The following is a 20,974-nucleotide window of genomic DNA, read 5'->3' as shown; positions in this document are numbered from 1 at the left end:
TAGGGGCGGGTTCGGCCTAAATCTATGTCATCTCACAGACAACCTATCAAAACCCGCCCCGAGAGGATTTTCTATTACAAACAATTTATCAAAACCCGCCCCGAGAGGATTTTTTATTAATGTGTTGATTAATTTTCTTTGGGTTGCGGGGCGGGTTTAATTCAACCTCGGAATAGTCGTCAAAATCAATACAGAACCCGCCCCTACATCACAATTATTGATGAGTCGGATATCATATTATTTGTTAGAAATCTCAGTTGACGTAAACCCGCCCCGAGAAGATTTTCTATTACAGACAACCTATCAAAACCCGCCCCAAAACGCATCAATCCCAAGAAAATTAAGCGGGAACGGTTGCGGGTTTGAGTTCATCTTCCGACTCATCTTGAACTTTAAAATACCAATACAAATTCGCAACGGTCATGTGAGAAGCTTTTTGTAAATTCGCAGAAACGAGAGTTTTAAACCCCGCATTTTTTGCGTGTTCACTCACATAACGTTCTGACTCTCGCCGCAATTCTGGATTCATTAAAAATAAAAGTTGATCGTGTAAAGATGCAGGGTGAGACTTTTGTTTTAACTCCTGATAATATTGGAATTCGGGCGGTTCTGTAACAGGAACTAATTCTGTTTCTGGGGTTTCGGCGGACTCTTGAAAATCTGCACTTGCTAATAGTTTTAAATCTTCGGGCGGTAAACTAATTATCCAATCAATTTGATTTTCCCACGCTGACAACGCTGCTAAATCATGGTCGTGAATGCGGGTCAATTCTGGGAATATAAAGTCTAATTCTTCTTCGGTTTGGCAACATTCGATCACTTCTAAGGAATCTTGACGAATTTTTTCTTGTAAATCAGAAACGGACTGTTTTAACGCTTTGGGTTCATTTTGTAGTTGATAGGTGAGACAAATTGTTTGTTCTATCGCCCAAGCACATTCGTGTCTTCGCAGTTTTCCGGGTGCGGAAGTTTCTGATAACAAATGGGGACTATTATAAATCGCTAACGCTTCTCCGAGGGTTTGACGGGCGTTAGAAAGTTCTACTTTTCTCGCGTCTAAATCTTCGATAGTCGTGGCGGTTTTCATTAATTTAGTCGCTTGAATAAACCGCGAATAGGCTTTGAGATATTCCAGGCGATGCTGTTCAAATTTGATATCTTCCGCGACTTGATCCAAATGTTGAACAATTTCAACGCCCTGGCTTCTTAAGGCTTGTTTGAGGTCAAGAAAACCGCCTCGGAGTTCTAATTTTAATTGTTTAACGTCTTCTCGCAATTTAAACGTTTGCCATAGATTAACTGCCGAAAGTACAGCCGTCGCCGCCACACCCACGCCGATAAAAGCTGTTGTTGCTTGCAAGACTCCCAAGCTAGATTTAATACCGTCTAATTGTCCTAATATTTGTTGAGAACCCCTGAGATTTTGAAATATATTTCCACCAATTAAAGGTGATAAATGATAGTCGTTTATGAATGCACCTTTTGCCATTTATACAAATCGACCCGTAGCGGGATCTCGTACTAATGGCAAAACTTGACCTGTACTTGTGGTGACTTGAACCAGTTTACCTGCGGCTAAAAGTGCTTGACTTCCTGCACTGAAGATGTATTCCATAATGGTTAACTTTTTTATTGAAGAATGACCCTGCTTTCTAATCGAATGATATACTATTTTCGTGTAGAAGCATTACTCTAATTTTACTTTAACTCGAATTGTAGTGAATCAAAATAAATTGATTTGTTAGTTAGTTTTCGCTAGAGAATTTTCATCTCCGTATTTTTACGGAAGTTCTCAATAAAAACCTATCAATCACTAAAATATAGGAGATTGACAACTCATGGATATGTCATTAATTAACGCCGATACCGTAAATCTACTATCTCGCATCACCGGACACGAACTTGAAGAAGAAGATCTCAGCCCTCCCGTTGTCTTTCTCGCCGCTTTAGTCTCCGTGTTGTTGGGTGTTATATTCGTCGATCAACAAGTCACCCAAGAGGAAATACAACGGCTTAAAATTACTCTGCGTCAGTTTCTTCCACCATCGGGAAATGTTAGCGAGTTGGTGAAATTAATGGTGAAAGGAGTTCGTCAACAAAAGGTTTATCAAAATCCTAATGATTGGTCGTTGCTGACTGCTTCTTTTTCGGAATCGGAAAAGTTGTTAATGATTGTTTTTGGATATGAAATGTCAGCAGCAGATGGAGATATGGATGAACGAGAGAAAAAATATTTAGAAATTGTGGCGAACCGCTTGGGACTTGAACCGCAATATTTACAGGTATTAGAATCGGCGTTTAGTAATCCCGCTTCTGTCGATAAGGAATATTTAGAAAAAGTCAGATTTTTACTCGATCCGGTTTGGTTTCACGATTTAGATAGCGTGTTTGTGAAAGCGGCGAGTCAAATGTTGGCGGTTCTTCCGGTTGTTTCCGAAAAGAAAAAAAGTCAACAGCATCGCACCATTTCCTATGAGGCGTTACAAGCGTTTCAAGAATACAAACGCCAGCTTGATCGAAAATGTGTTGATATTTATCAAATTGTACAGGATTGTACGGAGAGAGAGTTTCTTTCTCCGTCTTTAATTGAGGAAATTGACAAAGTTTCTAAAAAGCTACAGTCTCAACGTTTTCGAGTTGCGGTTGTGGGTGAATTTAGTCAAGGAAAGTCAACGATTTTAAATGCTTTACTGGGTGAAGAAATCCAACCCGTTCGAGATATTCCCTGTAGCGGAACGGTAACGGTTTTGAGATATGGAGAACAAAAACGGGTGATTTGTTGTTACAAAGATAAACGACAAGAAGAAATCCCGTTAGAACAGTATCAAGAAAAAGCGGCGATTTCTGAAGAAGCTGCATTGGGAAATATTACCGAAGGTTTGGCGAATTCTGAAGTTAGTAAAATTAGCGAAATTATTTTTGAGCATCCTAATGGGACTTAAACAAAAATCAAGCCCAAATAAAGCCTAAACTCGCTTTATAAGCAGCAAACACCTCTTTATTGTTAGTCAGCCAATCAAAGAAACGGAAAGACATAGCTGTACGAAATGCTTCTAAAGCTTCAGTAAAAGTGTTCAAAGGTTGATTAGCCCATCGTCTTCGCAATCCTCCTGTTAACTTGTGCCAAAGAATAAAAGTATAGGCACAAAATACCAGAATAAAATGGCGCATAAGACTTGTTTTATCTCTGACTTGGTATTCTCTTAACCCCAGCCAACCTTTGGCTTCTCGATAAAAAACTTCCACCCAATTTCTCTGAGAGTAAGTCGTTACTACCCACTGTGCAGTTACTTGAAGTGAGTTAACATTTGTAATAAAATAGTCGATGTCTGTTGCTTCTGAAAAAGAACTTGCATTCATCACGATAGCAAATGTTCTTTCTCCTTCTAAACGAGACAACTGAGCATTAAATATCGCCACCCAAACTGTTTTTGGTTGACCCCAGTGAAGATTTACAGGCTCCCAATTATCTTGAGATCGGCTTTGAGCCAACTCATCAAGACGGATTTCTTTCTCAATACTTAACTCATTTTTGATAAGAACTTTACGATTTTTGGCGACTCCTCCTAAGTATTTGAGTTTCCTGTCTTCGAGTTGATGGAGAAATGTTGTATTGTTACCATAACCTGCATCAATCAAGACAATTCCTGGACGAAATCCTCTGTCTAAACTGCGATCAATTAGTCCTATCCCTATCTCCGGCTTCTTCTGAAATTTCTCATCTTCTTTCCCCTGGGGTAGTGAAGTGGAGTGCTGATATAATTCTAGATCTAAAGGTAAGCTTTTCTTGCCATCATAAAGATGAGTTGTTACTATAACTATTCCATTGTCTGTCTTACCGATTTCTCCTAGATACTGCCTTCCTACTCCGTCAGTTAAGTTACCACTCTTGCGATGCCCCGAATCATCTAATATTAGTGCAAAACCTCGACTAATTCGGGTTTGAGAACATTTATTCATCACTTGTAAACGACGTTCATTCACCTCAATAGCATCCCAAGGGGCATCTGTTAAAAAATGATGCAATCGATTATAAACCACTCCGACTGCATTACCTGCCATTTGTGTGAGGTTTTTCCTCTCACTTTCACCTAACAACCCTCCTAAATAATGTCTAAACCCAGTTTTTTGGGCTTTGGTTTTGAAGCAATCATCGAAACGCTGACACCATTTCTCAAAACATGGGGGCATAGCCGAGGGACTGGTTTCTCTCATCAGGGTAATCTCAACGTGAAATGCCTGCAACATCAAGATTATACACAATCTTTGCCCTTTTTATCGTTTAAGTCCCACTAACTTAGAGTTGTGTCGGTATGGGGTTGAAATTGTTGATTCTCCGGGGTTGAACGAACATCCAGAACGAACCGAAATCACTGAAAAACTGCTAAAAGATACGGATGTTGTGATTTTTGTAACGAATGCTTCGCGTCCTCTCACACAAGGAGAACGAGAGTTACTTGAAAGTCTGAAAAATCAACTCAATGGTAATGAACAGGAACCCGCCAATAATTTGTTTATGTTGGTGAATTTCTGGGATTTACTTCGCAGCGAAAACAGTCGTCAGCAGGTACAAAAACGGATAGAAAATTTGGTGATGGGGAAAAATCCCATCATTAGCGGAGAAAACCGAATTCATTTTATTTCTGCACAAGCAACCCTCGATGCAATTTTAGCGGGAACGGAGAATGAGTATCTGCAAAGTTTTTCTCATTTTACCCAATCTCTAGAAAAGTTTCTGACTGAGGAACGAGGAATTTTGGAGGTTAAGAAAGCAACGACAGAAGTTAATCAATTAATTCAGTCTGCACGGGATAATTTATATGAGACTGAAAACATTCTAGATGGTAAGTTAAAAATATCCGAAGAAGAATGTCAGACAATTTTAGAAAAGATAGGAGAAGCCAGTGGGCGAGACGTTAAAATTAAGCTGTTTGCAGATCAATTGTTAGATGAAGTCATTGATGAAGTTAATAATTCGTGGAATCAATGGGCAGAGAATCTAGGAGATCGTTTAGCAAATCAAGCTGAAAGTTGGTCATCAGAGCATTCGGCGTTATTCAGTTGTGACAAGTTAGTTCAAGATTACTTCAATCAATTTCAAACTAATCTTTCTGACGAACTCAATAGATGGATAGAAAATCAGTTGAAAGCTAATATTTTAACAAAGTACAGTCTTCTAATCGATCAAAAAATAGAGCAGGAAATTTTTTCAATCAAACAAGATTTAGATGAAATTAGAAATTCAATTTATCAAGGAAAAGTTAATTCTCAAGAATCTCCTATATATATGTTTGATGAAAAATCTAAAATAGATAACCCATTGGGTTGGGCTGAATTGGGTACAGCAGTTTTAGTTCCGCTACTTTTCTTAGGTAATCCGGTAGCTGCTGTTATTGCTTGGGCTGTTGCTGGATGGAATATAGGTAATGTACTATCTGTTAAAGCAAAAATTAAATCCAAAGTTTTTGAAAAAGGATGGGAGCATTTTGTTGATTCTATAGATAAAATATTTGACGGCATTAATGAAATAATTGGAACTACTATTTATGAAAGAGTTGAGGAAGCAAATGAAAAGATTACTGCAATCATTTCTTATTACGAGAATCTTTTGAAACAAAATGAAAAAATGCACCAAGAATCTCTTGAACAGCGCCAACAAGATCAAGCTTGGATAGAACAACAGCGTCAACGACTGGAACAAGTTCGACAGGAAATAGAAGCCATTGTTCGAGAAGTTAACCCGTGAGAGATTTTAAAACCCTAGTAAGTCCTGTAGGGGCGGGTTCAGAACAAATTTAGATTTCCCACCAACCACTTATATAAACCCGCCCCGTCTGAGGTTTCGCGGTTAGTTACCGGGTTTTTCTAGTAGAATTCTGTAGGGGCCGGTTCAGAACAAATTTAGATTTCCCACAAACCACTTATATAAACCCGCCCCGTCTGAGGTGTAGCATTATTTTTTCGATGTCATATTATATTATATCCGGTTGATTAATCTTTGTTATGGGGCGGGGCGGGTTTATCTTAATCTCGGAGTAGTCGTCAACATCAATGCAGAACCCGCCCCTACGTTTAAGATTATTAATTAGTCGGACATGATATTATATCCGGTTGATTAATCTTTGTTATGGGGCGGGGCGGGTTTATCTTAATCTCGGAGTAGTCGTCAACATCAATGCAGAACCCGCCCCTACGTTTAAGATTATTAATTAGTCGGACATGATATTATATCCGGTTGATTAATCTTTGTTATGGGGCGGGGCGGGTTTATCTTAATCTCGGAGTAGTCGTCAACATCAATGCAGAACCCGCCCCTACGTTTAAGATTATTAATTAGTCGGATATCATATAAGATGGGTGTTTGATGGGCGTTTGATGGGGGTTTGATGGGCGCAAGGCCATGCGCCGTTACGGGGAACGTTTTACTTCGAGTTGTAATGCTGCTTTTACCCATCCCAACTCGGCGGTAACTTGATCATAAATTGTGGTAATATCTTCTGATAAAGGAAAGCCTTTTTCTAGGGTTGCACGGGCTTTCATCTCCAACTGTTCGCAGAGATAAAATAACGTTAAAGCGCCCAAGGTTCCGCTAATTGATTTCAGGGAATGGGCTGCGGGTTTTAGCAGTTCGGCGTCTAAATTTGCAATTGCCGATTCGATTTTTTCTAACAATTCCGGCGTGGTTTCTAAATACATTTCGACGGCTTCTTCTAAGGCTTCTATCTCCCGCAAACTCTCTATCACATTGGCATCGAGAACCAAAGATTTTTCACTGATAGCCGGTGTCATCTCGACGAAAGCAGTTTGATTCAATTCAACTTCATTGATTAACAAAGCCTCGTCAGAAACCGCCACACCCACATTATTTAAAATGGCTGGATTGATCGGTTGACACTCTTTTAAAACGGCAACTAACTGTTCCATTCTAATCGGTTTACTGATATAATCATCCATACCGGCGGCAATACAATCGTTGCGATCGCTTTCCATTGCATTCGCCGTCACCGCAATAATTCGCGGACGTTCAGAGGTGTCACTATTGCGATCGCCGTAGAGTTTTTTAATCTGTCGCGCCGCTTCTAAACCGTCCATTTCCGGCATTTGCATATCCATCAAAATCACATCATAAGATTGACGCCGCAAAGCTTCTAAAACCTCCAAACCATTCCCCGCAACATCGGCGCGATAACCCATCCGTTGTAAGATTTGTAGGGCAACTTTTTGATTGACTAAATGATCTTCAGCCAGTAAAATTCGCAAAGGTAACGTTTTCGCCAGTAACGGAATATCCTTAGTTGATTTTAACCGAGTTTGCTCCGGTAAACGAACCTCTAGCGGATCGCCGCCCAAAATATTCATCAACACATTATAAAGCTGAGATTGTTTAATCGGCTTATTCAAACAGGCGGAAAAATCGGACAGTTGAATGCGATCGATACTCTGCTGTCCCATCGACGTTAACAACACCAAAGGCAATCTTTTATACTGAGACAGTTTCCGAATTTCTTTCGCCAATAACAACCCACTAAAATCAGACATTTGCATTTCTAATAACGCCAAATCAAAGGATTCACCCTGTCGCAAACTCTCCAAGGCTTCCGATCCATTTCCTGCGGTTTTGGCAACCATTCCCCAAGACTCAATTTGCAAGGTCAAAACTTGGCGATTTGTGGCATTATCATCAACAATTAATACCCGTTTTCCGGTTAATTCTGGAGTTTGACCCCAATCTTTTTGGAGATGAGAACAAGATTCAACAACTATGGTAAAATAAAAAGTTGAACCGATAGATCTATTGGGAATAAAAGATTTAAACGTTTGAGGAACTTGATCGATTTTGACCGGATCGGGTATCGGGCGATCGCTTGCAGAATTGAGGCTTGCCGGCGTAAAATCGGATGGCGGTTCACCGGCTATGGTTTTGTGACTTTCGACCCACATTTGACCGCCCATCATTTCGGCGAGTCGCTTGCTAATTACCAATCCTAACCCCGTCCCGCCATATTGACGACTGGTGGAAGAATCCACCTGACTAAAGGATTTAAACAGACGATTCATCCGTGCGGGAGGAATGCCAATTCCCGTATCTCGGACTGCAAATTGAATCTGATAACGGTTGACTGGAGTTGAAGATTTGGATGGTTTTTCGGCTTGATTATTTTCGGTATTGTCTTCTGAAACCAAAGGTTTTAAAGGAGTTGCTTTCAGAGAAATCACCACTTCTCCGGTTTCGGTAAATTTAACCGCATTGCTGAGAAGATTGACTAAAATTTGTCGGAGTCTCGCCCCATCTCCAATCACCTGAGAGGGCGTAGACGGATCGATTAAATAGGCGAGTTCAATATTTTTACTCGCGGCTTTGGTTGCCAACAAATCTAAAGATTCTTCTATACAAGTCCGCAAATCAAAGGGATTGCGTTCTAACTCCAATTTTCCCGATTCGATTTTCGAGAAATCCAAAATATCATTAATTAAAGAAAGTAACGCATCGCTGCTGCTGCGAATGGTTTCTACATAATCTTGCTGCGTTGAAGTCAGTTGAGTATCTAATAATAATCCCGTCATCCCAATTACCGCATTCATGGGGGTGCGAATTTCGTGACTCATAGTGGCTAAAAACTCGCTTTTGGCTTTGGTTGCGGCGAGGGCTTCATCTCGGGCTTTGGCTAAATCTTGGGCGGTTTGTTGACGTTCTAATTCCCCTCCGATCCACTGCGCCATTAATTTTAACAGTTCGCGATCGACGGCTTTAAAGGGTTCGGTTTTGCTCTGTTGACTCCAGAAACATAATATCCCATAAACTTGATTTTCAACAATCACGGGAATCCCCATATAAGCTTGGATGTTAAACTGATTATCAATGGGATAAGGTAAACCCGAAAATTGCAGGGATTCAAAATAAAGCGGTTTTTTAGCGTTGGCCGTCATCAAACAGAAACTATCGGTGAGTTCCAGTATTTTTCCTTTCTTAAATTCGGGGTCGGGAGAAATAGCCGCTAGGATTTCTAATTGATATCGATGAGAAGTGCTATTCACTTCTTCTAGGCGAGAGAGTAACCCAATTTCCAAACCAAACTTACAACAACCGACTTTTAAAATACGACGGATACGTTCTTGAAAGTTCAATTCTCGCGCCGATGTAACCTGATATAATGCTCGAATTGAAGCTTCACTTTCTTGAAGTTGTTGTTCTCGCTGTTTGCGATCGCTAATATCTCGGGAAACGCCAATTATTTCTTGAGTTTCTTGATCTTCAGATGTGCGAATGGCACTGCTGGTGCTTTCAAACCAAACATAATCCCCATTTTTGTGGCGAATGCGATAAGTCACCGTGTAAGTAACATTTTGTCGAAATACGAAAAAGTGGGCTTTGACTAAAGCGTTTATATCATTGGGATGAAGGAACTCAGCCGGGGTGCGATTGACCAATTCTTCCGGTTCATATCCGAGTAAAATTCGACAGGCGGGGGAAGCGTAAAGAATCGTTCCGTCAACGGAATGACGGGTAATCAAATCCGTTGAATGTTCGGCTAATAAACGATAACGTTCTTCTTGTTCTTGGCGGTGAGAGTCTGCATCTTCTAAAGCCTGAAGCATTTGGTTAATCGTGTCTGCTAAATTGGCGAGTTCATCTTTTCCTGAGATTGAAACTTGTAGAGATAAGTCACCACTGTTGTTAATATGGCTCACTTGATTGTTTAAATCTGATAAACGAGATAAAACTAATTTTTCTATCACAAATAGGGTAATTCCCCCCAAGATTGCACCGATGAATAAAACTGCCATAATCAAGTGATATTGGCTATCTTTAGCCGCTTGCGAAAAGATTCGTTGAACTTGAACTTCGAGAATTAAAGCTTTTTTTCCGTTGATATCCCCCAAAATTGTATATCCTCCCCACCGGGAAGAATTTAGAGGTTTAACGATAATTTTTTCGGGATTTTCTGCGGGAAAAATTTCGGGGTTCCAAGGTTGTACCGCGATTGATAATTGGTACTTTTTGGCAAGATTGGCGAGAGTATTGTTGAGATCGCGCCCCAACCAAACAACCGCCTGAGGGTTTTTCGAGTCGGAGATGAAAACAGGTTGACCCGCAATTAACGAGGGACTGTCGGGTAAGATTAAAACACCCGCAATTCCCGAGGTGAAAGTTAAAGAATCTGTCGCCTCTTTTTCTGCTAAACTTGGGGATAATGAAATGTTAAACTCGGGTCTTGCTTTATTTTTTTCGCTCAAAAGTGGACGCCTCAACCCCGACCAGGAGGCGAGAACCTGTTTAAACCCCTCTCCAATCGGGATTTCTGTCTGTCGAGTCTGATCAAACCGTTTGCTCAACAGCACTTCGCCTTCGCCATTGACCAAGATAAATAGATCGGCATCGATTCGTTCCCAGTCGAGCTTAATCGCCGTCGAAGGGAGGGTTTGCAGGTTTGAAGGATTGATGGACGCCTCTTGATTGAGGGATTGGGCTTGATGTTCGGCTTGTTTGTCTAAGTCTAGCAGTTCTTGATGTAAAGCATTGACGACCCGCAGAGTTTCTTGATGTACAGACTCCACTTCTAAGCGATGGAAGTTGTTATGCAGGACAATTGATGCTGTGACATAGAGTGCCACAAGGAGACTAGATAAAGCTGCACCGATAATCAATAGGGTCTTCTTACGCAATTTCATGGGATGTTCCTTAGTGGTGCGACTGAGTAACTCGCATCAATACACCTGCACCCAACTGATGGTGGGGAATCTCCGACCATGCCATCTCAATCAACCGAAATCGTTTGCTGGTGGCATTACCTCCTGTTTTTGAGAGGTTAGTTGATGTCTCTTCTCGATTTTAACTTGAATACTACAATCCCTTCCAATCTCTGCGTCTTGATTCAAACAAAATGTCATAAAAAAAGATCTTGAACAGTACAGATCAATTCTTGTAGAATATTAAATTTATTTGAAATCAAATCAAATTCTATTAGATTGACTCCAAGTTAGGCGACCAAATTACCCTCGACTCCCCTACTGTTTATCAAGACTTAAATTTACCCTTTTTTGGAGATCACTTTTTGAGCTTTAACTCTCAATAACTTCATGTTAAACTGCCCTTCAAAAAAACCTCAAATCGTAGCTGAGAGTTAGAAACAGAAGATGACCCCAGATTTTTTCAGCAATTTCTGAGGGGTGGCACTGCCACACCGAGCAACAAATCCCGATTTGAGGGGAAAATTTAGCAACCTTTTGTGGATCTTAACTCAGATATAGGTTTTTCAATAAAACTTTACAGTTGATTCATGTCACAATAGAACACAAGTTAAAGTCATAATGAGTTAGCGCGAGGTTAGATATGGTAGCCCTTACCGATAAAGTAAAATCAAGTCGCCTGACAATGGAAGTCAGCCAGACAGTTACAGACACAACCGCCATCCGCTCCTTAGACTGGGATCGCGATCGCTTTGATATCGAGTTTGGACTGCAAAACGGAACCACCTACAATTCATTTATCATCCGGGGCGAAAAAACCGCCTTAGTCGATACCTCCCACGCCAAATTCCGTCAGCTTTACCTCGATACGCTCAAAGGGTTGATCGATCCCCGCGAAATTGATTATCTAATTATCAGCCACACCGAACCCGATCACAGTGGCTTGGTCAAAGACGTTTTAGAACTGGCTCCCGATATTACCATTGTCGGCGCAAAAGTCGCCATTCAATTCCTCGAAAATCTGACACACGTTGAGTTTAAACGGATTCAAGTCAAAAATGGCGATACTCTCGATTTAGGAAACGGTCATGTATTAGAATTTATTTCGGCTCCCAACTTACACTGGCCGGATACCATCTTTACCTACGATCGCAAAACCCAAACCCTGTTTACCTGCGATGCGTTTGGGATGCACTACTGTTCTGATCGCACTTATGATGAAAATTTGGCGGAAATTGAGCCGGATTTTCGCTTTTATTACGAATGCTTGATGGCACCCAACGCCCGATCCGTTTTGAGTGCGATCAAACGCATGGAAAAACTCGGAGAAGTCAACACCATCGCCACCGGACACGGACCATTACTGCGCCATAACGTCGGGGAACTGGTGGGGCGTTACTACGAATGGAGTCAAGCCCAAACCAAAGGAGAAACCACAGTAGCAGTATTCTACTACTCCGACTATGCCTATAGCGATCGCCTGTCTCAAGCCATCGCTCACGGGATCACGAAAACGGGGATAGCGGTAGAAATGCTAGATTTGCGATCGGCCGATCAGCAAGAAATCCGCGAACTGGCCAGTTCAGCCCAGGGGTTAATCGTGGGAACTCCGCCCGTATCGGGTCCGGAAGCTGAAATTGCAGAAGAAGCGATCAGCACCATTTTAGCCTCAACCCACGCCAAACAAGCTTTTGGTCTGTACGAAAGCGGCGAAAGTAGTTTATCGGTTTATCTTTTAGAAGTCAAGTTCAAACAAACCGGAATTAAACAGGCGTTTCCGTCTATTCGCGTGACCGAAACCCCGACCGAAAACACCTACAAACTCTGCGAAGAAGCGGGAACCGACATGGGACAGTTGCTCGGCTTGAAAAAAGCCGTCAAGCAAATGAAATCCCTCGATAATGACCTCGATAAAGCGCTCGGTCGCCTCAGCGGAGGATTATATATTATCACCGCAGCCAAGGGAGAAGTCCGCAGTGCGATGTTAGCTTCTTGGATCGCCCAAGCGAGTTTTCAACCGTTGGGTGTGAGTATTGCGGTGGCGAAAGATCGGGCAATTGAAGCGTTAATGCAGGTTAATGATACCTTTGTTTTAAACGTATTGGCAGAAAATAACTATCAAAAACTCATGCGTCATTTTCTCAAACGGTTTGCGCCCGGTGCTGATCGTTTTGAAGGCGTTGATACTCAAGATGCAAACAATGGCAGTCCGATTTTAACCGATGCTTTGGCTTATTTAGAATGTCAAGTTGCCAGTCGGATGGAGTTAAGCGATCACTGGATTATTTACGCCACCGTACAAGCGGGACGAGTCAGCGATCCCGATACTTTACCGGCGGTTCACCATCGCAAAGTGGGTAATCATTACTAAACAGTCACCCGTGAAGAGTAAACAGTGAACAGTGAACAGTGAACAATGACAAGTTTACAGATAATATTGATAATTGATATCTGTAAACGCTAAAAGCTGGTCACTGTTAACTGTAAACTGATCACTGTAAAATGCGAGGTGCAATTCCATGTCTACCGATTTGTTGAAAGACCGCAGTTATAGCATGATTCTTGCTCGCAGTGGTGTGAGCCGAGAACGAAATCATCCTTGGTTCAACGAATGGGTAGACGCTCAGGCTTCTTTGATTGATTTGGCAAAGAAATGTCAGGAATTTGCTCCCGAGGGCTTGACGATTTATGAGGCTTCTAGTTATTTGAAAAAATACAAGAGAGCCAACATAAATCAATTGGCCGACCTTTTACAAGAAAACAACCGTTCTTGTGTGACAAATATTATTGAAATTAATGTCGTTGAAGCCATTGCCGATGTTCTCAATCATTATTTTGAACGCAAAGAAAATCATCAAACCAAACCCAAAGGCGAGATTATTATTGTCGTTCTAGATAAACACGGAATTGATGGCATTGGCGAGATTCAACAATTAATTATCAAATCAACCCAAAAGATGGACTACGCGGAAGAATTGGGAATTACCTTTATTCAGATCGGAGATGATCCGACAACTCGACGGTTTATGACGGGGCTGGATGATGATTTAACCCAAGTCGGGGCGAAGTTTGATATTGTCGATACCAAATATTGGCATGAAGTCAAACGAACCTCGATTAATCAGTTTTTAATTGATGCGATTTTCGATTAAAACCCTTTACAACTCACTCAACAAAATTTAACATGGTAGCTACACTTGTAAAACCCCGGGACGTACAAACGCTCTTAATTGCAGAAGATACAAAAGTTCTGCGATCGCGCACTTGGGATCGGCTAAAATTTGAGGTCGAATATTCCCTAAAAAAAGGCACCAGCGCCAACAGTTATTTAATTCAATCCGAACAAACCGCCATTATCGATCCCCCTGGAGAATCTTTCACCCGCAACTATATTGATTCGCTGCAAATGCGGTTGAATTGGTCGAAATTAAATTACATTGTTCTCGGACATTTTAACGCCAATCGGGGAACCACAATTAAAGCCCTATTAACTTTAGCGCCCCAAGTAACTTTTGTCTGTTCAAATCCTGCGGCTTTAGCCCTAAAAGAATATCTCAGCGACTACGAAAACATTAACCTGCGGGTGGTCAAAGGAGAAGAAACCCTCGATCTCGGAAACGGACATCAACTGCAATTTATCACCGCTCCCACACCCCGCTGGCCCGATGGTTTATTAACTTACGATCCCAAAACCCAAATCTTATACACCGATAAATTCTTTGGGGCGCACGTTTGCGGCGATCAAATCTTTGACGAAGGATGGTCAATTTATAGCGAAGATCGTCGTTTTTATTATGATTGTCTTCACGCCGCCCAAGCCCGTCAAGTGCTTTCAACTCTCGATAAAATTGCCGATTTACCGCCAATTAAATTCTACGCAACCGGTCACGGGCCGTTAGTTCGTTACGGCATGAGTGAGTTAACTCATCTGTACCGAGAATGGAGTAATAAACAAAAAACTCAAGATTTTAATGTGGCTTTATTATACGCCTCGGCCTACGGAAATACCGCCACAATTGCCCAAGCGATCGCCAAAGGATTAACCAAAGCCGGCGTTGCGGTAGAATCAATTAACTGTGAATATGCCAAAGCCACAGAAATTCAAGCCGCTATCGAAAAATGCGATGGGTTTATTATCGGTTCGCCCACGTTAGGCGGACACGCCCCGACGCAAATTCAAACCGCTTTGGGGATTATTTTAAACACCGCTTCCACCAGTAAATTAGCCGGAGTATTTGGATCTTTTGGCTGGAGTGGAGAAGCAATTGATATCCTCGAAGGTAAGTTAAAAGATGCCGGATATAAGTTTGGGTTTGAACCGATCCGCGTCAAGTTTAAACCCACCGACGTCACCCTACAAACCTGCAAAGAAGCCGCCATTGACTTCGCCCAAACCCTGCGACGCACCCAAAAACTTCGCAGCGCCCGATCTTCTGTTACCGACTCGGGGGCCGATCGCACCGCCCAGGCTGTCGGGCGTTTGGTGGGTTCGCTGTGCGTGATGTCTTGTCGGCGAGAAGATGTTCAAAGTGCGATGTTGGCGTCGTGGGTGTCTCAAGCCACGTTTAACCCCCCCGGTTTGACCATTTCGGTAGCCAAAGATCGGGCGTTGGAGTCTTTAACCCACAGCGGCGATCAATTTGTGTTGAATATTTTGGAAGAAGGGAAACAACTGCGTAAGCATTTTATGAAGCGGTTTGCACCCGGAGAAGATCGGTTTGTCGGGTTGGAAATTGGCGAAGCGTCTAACGGTTGTGTGGTGTTAAAAGATGCCCTGGCTTATCTCGAATGTGAGGTGAAACAGCGGATGGAATGCGGCGATCATTGGTTAATTTATGCCACCGTTACTAACGGTCAGCTATTGAGTAATCAAGGGGTTACGGCCGTTCACTATCGCAAAATTGGTACCTATTATTAAGGGTCAAAAATACACCCTAAAAACCCGGTACGCGCCAAAGTTACCGGGTTTCTCTACTTTTGCGAGTTTGATGATTTACTGTTATAATAGGGGCGGGTAAGAGGGTCGATCTAAATTTTTGCGGGTAGATAGATTTCTTTGCTGAACCCGTCCCTACAAAATTCTGATTAATCGGACATCATATAAAAGAATAACTAGAGATATTCGTTATGAGTCAAGAGTTAATTGATTTAAGACAAAGTATCATGGAGGGTCGATATGATGATGCCTTAGCGATCGTGGATGAATGGGAATGGATGAGTAAAGAACAAATTTTACAAAAGATTGAAAGTTTTTTAGTCAGGTTGTTAGTTCATTTAATTAAAAACCAAGTCGAACAGCGTCTAACGAACTCTTGGGCGGCATCCATTCGAGATTCAGTCTTAAAGATTCAACGCTTAAATTTGAAGGCAAATAAAACCTCTTATTACATTAATCCCGATGGGTGGGAACAAGATTTAGAAAATGCTTTTAAAGATGCTATTTTTGAAGCCAGTGTAGAAGTAAAGGCGGGAGTTTATAAGCCGAGTCAACTGTCAGAAATTGTCGATAAAGTTGGGGTAATGAATCGGGCGAAAAGATTGATCGATTTGACTTACAATTATTCTAAAGAAGGTTTGCGGGATATCATTGATGATGAATTTTGTCAGTTGCCGGGTGGCGAGGATTGGAATTTAAAATAGTGGGTTTTGGTTCGTTGCCTCTAAAAATTGAATATCGCTATAACTATTCTTGTAGGTTGGGTTGAGGTAATATGATATCCGCTTGATTAATATTGTTATGGTTGCGGGGCGGGTTTAACTCAATCTTGGAGTAGTCCTCAAGATCAATGCAGAACCCGCCCCTACTTCACAATTATTGATTAGTCGAATATAATATAACGAAACCCAACGAGATATTTTATTCATTCTTTCTGTGAATTTGTTGGGTTGCACTTCGTTTAACCCAACCTACTTTTTTAGGGTGTTAATTTAAGACATTGTTTTCACCCAAGCGCGAAAGGCTTTTATCGTCTTATTTCTTCCCTCGATTTTGCTTTGTTCTAAACACTGGGGAATCACCTCAAGCAACGCTAACCCAGGAAAATGAGGACTTTCCTTAACTTGTGCGTATCGCCCCGCTTGCAACACGTTGATTTCTAAGTTCGTCCCATTAAACCGCCACAATTCTTTGACTCCCAATGCTTCATAATTATTCAACCGAGTTCGGGAAGTAATATCAATCTCAATTGCTAAATCCGGCGGCGGATCAAAGGTTAAATCAATGCGCTTTTTACCCCTAATTTCTGCTTCATTTTCGATATAAAAACAGTCATCGGCTTCGAGTACCTGTGACATTTGTTGACTTTTAAATGTAGTCGAACCCAGGCTACGAAATTCCATCTCCCATTCTTCCAATATCACTTTTATAAAGTCAGCAATCATTACCTTATCATCTTCATGTTCCGGTAACGGCACCATAATTTCTAAGACTCCCCGACTGTAATTAATCCGCGCACCCCGTTTTTCTCCATATTCTTCTAACAGTTGTTCGTACATTTCCCAACTGATATCGGTCATCAGGAGTTGCTGACCGGGGGAGATGATAATTTGTTTAAGTTGAACTTGCATATTTTTTGTGCTAGGATTAAGAAGAACGCCCAAAATCATTTCGGTTAATCAAGAGAGTTGGAATTTCAAATCTCTAATTTTGCCAGTCCCAAATATTGAATCCCCAAAGGCGTCACCTCAAACCGACAGGGTAACACTTCAACACCGATTTTTATCGCGTCTTCTAACAACTTTGCATAAACCGGATCGGCATCTTTCCCCGGAGAAAAGCGATCGCAATCTCCCCGATTAATAAAATATAACATCACCGCTCGGCCGCCCTGCTGTACAATAGTAGTTAACTCTTTTAAATGTTTCTGTCCCCGTGTTGTAACAGTATCGGGAAATAACGCTAATTTATCTTTTGCCCAAGTCGTATTTTTAACTTCTAAAAAAATTTCTTGGTTCTCCCCTCGCAACCAAAAATCAACCCGACTTTTGCGATCGCAACCGTAAACCACTTCTTTTTTAATCTCGCTATAATTTCCCAATTCTGGAAACAAATGCTGTTTTAAAGCCAATTCTATCACCCGATTGGGTAAACCCGTATTCACCCCCACCCAAGTCGGTTCGTTATCCGTAATTTGAATTAATTCCCAAGTATAAGCTAACTTGCGCTTGGGATTATTACTCGGCGAAACTTGAACCGCATTTCCCAACAGGCAAACCCCCGTCATCGGTCCGGTATTCGGACAGTGGGCGGTAACGGTTTCTCCGGATGTTAACATGATATCGGCGAAGAACCGTTTGTAACGTTGAACTAAAACCCCCGCTTGCAATGGCGGATATTGATAGAGGAAATCAGTCATCAGGCCGTTAAAATCATCAGCAACCTTCCTATTTTGCCCGATCTACGCATCTACACCAAATTCTTCCTCTACCCTATTTTCTAATTGTCCATTCCCCGATAAACTAGGGGTTGCCACTAACCTTTTGTAAACATTTGTGTCTGGATCGCAAAAAACGACTCGTTCCCTGGTCAGTATTGCTACCGTTGTAGCAGCCGCAACCCTGATCAGCAAAGTATTTGGCCTGGTTCGACAACAGGTAATGGCCGCACTTTTCGGCGTCGGGGCGGCGATCGACGCCTATAACTACGCTTACGTCATTCCCGGTTTTCTGTTGATTTTGTTGGGGGGAATTAATGGCCCGTTTCATAGCGCCATTGTCAGCGCCCTCGCCAAACGCGATCGCAGTGAAGCCGCACCTTTGATCGAAACCATCACCACCCTAGTCAGCGCCGTATTATTGCTAATTACGGTTTTTTTAATCGCATTTGCCAGTTCATTAATTGATGTAGTCGCCCCCGGACTCAGCCAAACTCCCGAGGGTTTAGAAATTCGGGCGATCGCCATCCAACAACTGCAAATTATGGCACCGATGGCGTTATTTGCGGGGTTAATTGGCATCGGTTTCGGAACCTTAAATGCGGCCGATATGTATTGGTTGCCGTCAATTAGTCCGCTATTTTCCAGTGTCGCTTTAATTGGCAGTTTGGGAATATTGGCGGTCTATCTCGGCCCGAAAATTACTACTCCCGAATATGCTTTATTGGGCGGAATGGTGTTGGCAGTCGGAACGTTAGTCGGGGCGGTTTTGCAGTGGTTGGTACAACTGCCGGCGATGTGGAAATCACAACTCGGAAGATTGCGGTTTAGATTTAACCTCAAACAACCGGGGGTTAAAGATGTAATGCGCGTCATGCTTCCGGCGACGTTTTCATCGGGAATGTTGCAAATAAATGTTTATACGGACTTATTTTTTGCCTCTTATATTCCCCAAGCTGCTGCGGCGCTGGCTTATTCGGGGTTATTAGTTCAAACGCCGTTAGGAATTATTTCTAACGTGATTTTGGTGCCGTTTTTACCGATATTTTCTCGACTGCGAGAACCCGCCGACTGGCCGGAATTAAAGAATAGAATTCGACAGGCGTTAATGTTAACCGCTTTAACGATGTTGCCTTTAAGTGCGGTTATGGTTTCTTTGGCATTACCCATTGTTCGAGTCGTTTATGAACGGTTTGCGTTTGATTTAGCCGCCTCTCAATTTGTTGCTTCGGTATTGATGGCTTATGGCGTGGGAATGTTTGTCTATTTGGGGCGAGATGTTTTAGTTCGAGTTTTTTATGGGTTGGGAGACGGAGAAACGCCTTTTCGGGTGAGTATATTCAATATTTTCTTGAATGCGGTGTTAGATTTTGTGTTAGTTAAAGCTTTTGGCGCTCCCGGTTTGGTGTTGGCAACGGTGGGGGTGAATTTAATTTCGATGTTGATGTTTTTAGTGCTATTAGATCGCAAATTAGGCGGACTTCCCTGGCGAGAATGGGGGTTTCCGTTACTCGGTTTAACGGTGGGGAGTGTATTTGCGGGTTTGGCTTGTTGGGGAACGGTTTTGGGAATTCAACAGCTTTTCGGAAGCGAGGGTTTCTTGATTTTATTAGTAGAACTTTGTTTGGCAACAACGGTCGGATTTGCGATATTTGCAACTTTTGCCATGCAGATGAAATTGCCCGAAGTTGATTTGTTGATCAGTAAAGTTCGACAAAAAATAAGTCGATAAATAAAATGGTCTATTCGTTGATGGATCGTTGCAGTTTTTCGACATCAAAAGAAGTGAAAAACTGTTTTGCTCCGAATGAGCAGTCAGCTTATTCTCCAGTTAATGGAGCAGCTGCTGCATTTATTAGTGTTTAATCAATGTTCTAGTGTTGGCAAACTCAATAAATTATTGACCCGTGAAACTTCGCGAATTTTGAGCATTAAATCGGAGTTTTAGCAGAAGAAATTTCGGTGGAGTCACCCAGAATGTGATAAAGTCGATGTAGCTTTTCTAAGGCTCTTTGTTTTCGCTTGCGTAAAGTCGCTAAACTGCAATGTTGGTACTCGCTCAAATCTTGAATTTGTTTCCAGGAAAATCCATTAATAATCTTGAGATGCAATAATTGTTGTTCGGACAAAGGCAATTGTTTAAAAGCCTGACGGATTAAGGTTTGTTCTAATTTCAATTCCTCCTTTTTGATTAAACTGATGAGGTAATGTTCTGTCTCCTCGACTTCTGGGGAAAATCGGTGGTAATTTTGATAGTTTTCACAATGAACTAATTTGTGCCAATCTCGATTGAGTTCTCGGATATAGTTATAGGCAGTTGCTCGAATCCAAGCGTTAGGAATAGCAATGGTTTCTCCCTGTTGAATTTTGTTCATTGCACGCAGGTAGACTTCGTTGAGTATGCAAGCTTCCGAATAGGCTTGCTGTATGTTAAACTGCTTCAGACGCGCTCTAATAAAGGCAAAAATCAAACGACCATCAGAACTCTTTGGATTCAACAATTCGAGAAACTCGGCTTCAAAATCCAATTGAGATTGTTGATGTTTTCGCGCCTCAAATTGTGGCATTTCAGACCCAGATGTCCCTTTATTATTGGGGGAGATTTCGTGCATTGGCATTGACTCCTATTGGATTTGCCGGGATATTGTTAGGCATGACCTAAACGTTAGTGACGCTTCTCGGGCGGGTGTGACTTTGATGTTTTCGTCTAGAGGTTTATCAATGATTCTTCGCCTTGTAGTCACATTTTATCTCTGAGTTTCACTTCCTTTCTGTAGAGAAGAACGAGTAAGCCCTGTCACATGATGATGGGTTCGTTCACATTCTCTATGGGGTGCTTCTAAATTCGACTTCTCACACTTCTGCATCCAAAAACAGAGGGTTGCAGACCTTTGACCGTGACGCCCAAAAAT

At 41.9% G+C, this 20,974-nt stretch carries 14 protein-coding genes; 7 read left to right on the top strand and 7 right to left on the bottom strand.

Annotated elements, in window-relative coordinates; genetic code table 11:
• Positions 1-340: 340 nt before the first annotated feature.
• Both ACL6C3_RS01965 and ACL6C3_RS01960 read right to left on the bottom strand, forming a co-directional pair.
• Positions 341-1,489 carry a hypothetical protein gene (locus tag ACL6C3_RS01965; RefSeq protein ID WP_413164866.1) on the bottom strand — a complete coding sequence of 383 codons (1,149 nt, stop codon included), beginning with the start codon at positions 1,487-1,489 and terminating at the stop codon, positions 341-343.
• The gene (locus ACL6C3_RS01960) at positions 1,490-1,615 is read right to left on the bottom strand and encodes a hypothetical protein (protein WP_413164863.1); all 126 of its coding nucleotides are present in this window, start codon (positions 1,613-1,615) and stop codon (positions 1,490-1,492) included.
• 223 nt (positions 1,616-1,838) lie between these two features.
• On the opposite strand from ACL6C3_RS01960, the gene ACL6C3_RS01955 reads away from it, so the two are divergent.
• Entirely contained in the window at positions 1,839-2,942 is a 1,104-nt protein-coding gene (locus ACL6C3_RS01955) for a dynamin family protein (RefSeq protein WP_413164860.1), read from the top strand.
• Between the two features lie 7 nt (positions 2,943-2,949).
• Here the strand turns inward: ACL6C3_RS01955 and ACL6C3_RS01950 are convergent, their stop codons facing one another.
• On the bottom strand, positions 2,950-4,215 hold the full coding sequence (locus ACL6C3_RS01950) for an IS701 family transposase (RefSeq protein ID WP_413168235.1): 1,266 nt from the start codon (positions 4,213-4,215) through the stop codon (positions 2,950-2,952).
• A gap of 127 nt (positions 4,216-4,342) precedes the next feature.
• Between ACL6C3_RS01950 and ACL6C3_RS01945 the strand changes: the two genes are divergently transcribed.
• The gene (locus ACL6C3_RS01945; RefSeq protein ID WP_413164858.1) at positions 4,343-5,746 is read left to right on the top strand and encodes a hypothetical protein; all 1,404 of its coding nucleotides are present in this window, start codon (positions 4,343-4,345) and stop codon (positions 5,744-5,746) included.
• Between the two features lie 662 nt (positions 5,747-6,408).
• On the opposite strand, the gene ACL6C3_RS01940 is transcribed toward ACL6C3_RS01945, so the two are convergent.
• On the bottom strand, positions 6,409-10,671 hold the full coding sequence (locus tag ACL6C3_RS01940) for a response regulator (protein WP_413164855.1): 4,263 nt from the start codon (positions 10,669-10,671) through the stop codon (positions 6,409-6,411).
• A gap of 661 nt (positions 10,672-11,332) precedes the next feature.
• Between ACL6C3_RS01940 and ACL6C3_RS01935 the strand changes: the two genes are divergently transcribed.
• From ACL6C3_RS01935 to ACL6C3_RS01920, 4 genes are all read left to right on the top strand, one after another.
• Positions 11,333-13,060 carry a diflavin flavoprotein gene (locus tag ACL6C3_RS01935; protein WP_413164852.1) on the top strand — a complete coding sequence of 576 codons (1,728 nt, stop codon included), beginning with the start codon at positions 11,333-11,335 and terminating at the stop codon, positions 13,058-13,060.
• A 148-nt stretch (positions 13,061-13,208) separates the two neighbouring features.
• Entirely contained in the window at positions 13,209-13,841 is a 633-nt protein-coding gene (locus ACL6C3_RS01930) for a hypothetical protein (protein ID WP_413164849.1), read from the top strand.
• Positions 13,842-13,873: 32 nt separating this feature from the next.
• Positions 13,874-15,607 carry a diflavin flavoprotein gene (locus tag ACL6C3_RS01925; protein WP_413164847.1) on the top strand — a complete coding sequence of 578 codons (1,734 nt, stop codon included), beginning with the start codon at positions 13,874-13,876 and terminating at the stop codon, positions 15,605-15,607.
• A 209-nt stretch (positions 15,608-15,816) separates the two neighbouring features.
• A complete protein-coding gene (locus ACL6C3_RS01920; protein WP_413164844.1) occupies positions 15,817-16,329 on the top strand; it encodes a DUF29 family protein in 513 nt (170 codons plus the stop codon).
• Between the two features lie 288 nt (positions 16,330-16,617).
• Here the strand turns inward: ACL6C3_RS01920 and ACL6C3_RS01915 are convergent, their stop codons facing one another.
• Complete coding sequence (locus tag ACL6C3_RS01915) at positions 16,618-17,256, bottom strand: Uma2 family endonuclease (RefSeq protein WP_413164842.1); 639 nt, start codon at positions 17,254-17,256, stop codon at positions 16,618-16,620.
• Positions 17,257-17,321: 65 nt separating this feature from the next.
• A complete protein-coding gene (sfsA, locus tag ACL6C3_RS01910; RefSeq protein ID WP_413164840.1) occupies positions 17,322-18,044 on the bottom strand; it encodes a DNA/RNA nuclease SfsA in 723 nt (240 codons plus the stop codon).
• A gap of 136 nt (positions 18,045-18,180) precedes the next feature.
• On the opposite strand from sfsA, the gene murJ reads away from it, so the two are divergent.
• Entirely contained in the window at positions 18,181-19,794 is a 1,614-nt protein-coding gene (gene murJ / locus ACL6C3_RS01905; RefSeq protein ID WP_413164837.1) for a murein biosynthesis integral membrane protein MurJ, read from the top strand.
• A gap of 199 nt (positions 19,795-19,993) precedes the next feature.
• Here murJ and ACL6C3_RS01900 read toward each other — a convergent pair whose 3' ends face one another.
• On the bottom strand, positions 19,994-20,674 hold the full coding sequence (locus ACL6C3_RS01900) for an RNA polymerase sigma factor (RefSeq protein WP_413164834.1): 681 nt from the start codon (positions 20,672-20,674) through the stop codon (positions 19,994-19,996).
• Positions 20,675-20,974 lie beyond the last annotated feature (300 nt).

It is taken from the genome of Capilliphycus salinus ALCB114379 (genome assembly GCF_047276495.1).
In the GTDB taxonomy this organism is placed as follows: domain Bacteria; phylum Cyanobacteriota; class Cyanobacteriia; order Cyanobacteriales; family Microcoleaceae; genus Capilliphycus; species Capilliphycus salinus.
The sequence above is the reverse complement of the archived record's forward strand: the minus strand, read 5'-3'. Positions and strand labels throughout refer to the sequence as shown.